1 protein-coding gene is annotated in these 1,410 nt (G+C 34.8%); it reads right to left on the bottom strand.

Annotation, left to right across the window (positions count from 1 at the left end):
- Positions 1-28 precede the first annotated feature (28 nt).
- Entirely contained in the window at positions 29-1,252 is a 1,224-nt protein-coding gene (locus tag NG795_RS28335; protein ID WP_436836099.1) for an ISL3 family transposase, read from the bottom strand.
- Positions 1,253-1,410 lie beyond the last annotated feature (158 nt).

The following is a 1,410-nucleotide window of genomic DNA, read 5'->3' as shown; positions in this document are numbered from 1 at the left end:
GGTTCTCCCGTACTGGGTATGCTAAAACTTAAGTAAACATCCAATTTAATAGGCTTCTCAACCTAAAGTTTTCAAACTTAGGTAAACCATAAGCAGATTTTTTAATGACTTTCAGTTTGTTGTTAATTCCTTCTACCACTCCATTACTGGTGCGATTCTCAAAATAGTTGACAATTTCTGGAAACCATCGAATAACTGTTTTTGTAAAAGTGGGAAAAGATTGTTGAGCTTTAAACAGCCAATCTACTAACTTAACCAATCCCTCTGTTCCTTGATGTTTTGATTCAAATATATCTCTAAACTCTTCTTTTAGATCGTGCATGATAGCGAGTTGAGGAAACTTTACTTTAACCTCATTTAATTTTTTAGTTTGGTTTTCAGTTAAATCCTTCTCGTTTTTAACTAGAGCATACTTGCTCTTATTAATTGCCGAAAGAAAGTCCGATTTTTCGGGATAACTTTTTCGAGAGCTTATTAAATATTTTTCAAATTTCCTCTGAGCATCTAACTCTTCATTAAGCCCTTTCATTAAATGAAATCTATCGGCAACTATTTGAGCATGAGGAAGCAATTCTTCCACCAGTGTTTTATAGGGCATCCACAAATCTATACTAACTTCTTCTATAGACTTTAAAATCTCTGAACCCCATCCCTGCAAGACTTTGAGCAATTCTTCTTTTCGCCTAGAATCCACAATCGCTACAGGTTTTGCTGCATCTATATCTACTAAAACAGCGCAATAATTGCCTTGTCCTTTTTTTTGAGAAATTTCATCAATTCCCAAACGACGAAATGGGGCAGGTTTTTCTTTTAATAATTCAGACCCCACATCTTCTAGCATCGTTTGAATTTCCTCTTCAGTGACCTCATATCGTCGAGCTACACTTTGAATATTACTCTCCAAGACTTCTTCAATAACTTTATAAGTTAACCTTTTCGTATAATTTCTTTTCGGGTTAACATAATCGAGAGATTCGCTAAAAGGTTTTTGGCAGGTTTGGCATTTGAATTGCCGACGATTGACTCGCAAGTAAGTAGGATGTTCACTGAAAGGTAAATCTTTAACCAAATACCAATGATTTTGATGAAGCTTATTACTTTGATGTCCGCATAAAGGACAATCAGCAGACTTTTGTGGTGATTCTATTTGTAAAACCAAGCCGATTTCTTTATGAATTTTATAATCTTTGACCCAGACTCCGGCCAAATCCAATAGTTGAGACATAGTGTGACACTGCGCTTTAGAAGGCATAAATATTTTACTTTGGGGCTAAACTGCGTTATTCTATTATAACTTAAAATTTGGCCAAAGTCAACTCTGGCTTAAGTTTCAGGGCCAAAGTTTGCAAAAACAAAAGTTTTTAAAGTAATTATTTAGCAATATTTTAGCATACTAAGTACGAGAGAACC

It is taken from the genome of Laspinema palackyanum D2c (genome assembly GCF_025370875.1).
GTDB classification, from domain to species: Bacteria; Cyanobacteriota; Cyanobacteriia; order Cyanobacteriales; family Laspinemataceae; genus Laspinema; species Laspinema palackyanum.
This window is presented reverse-complemented; position numbering and strand designations above follow the sequence as displayed.

Excerpts from the sequence above, each read along its gene's own strand:
- NG795_RS28335 (WP_436836099.1), bottom strand. The coding sequence starts at position 1,252 with ATGCCTTCTAAAGCGCAGTGTCACACTATGTCTCAACTATTGGATTTG.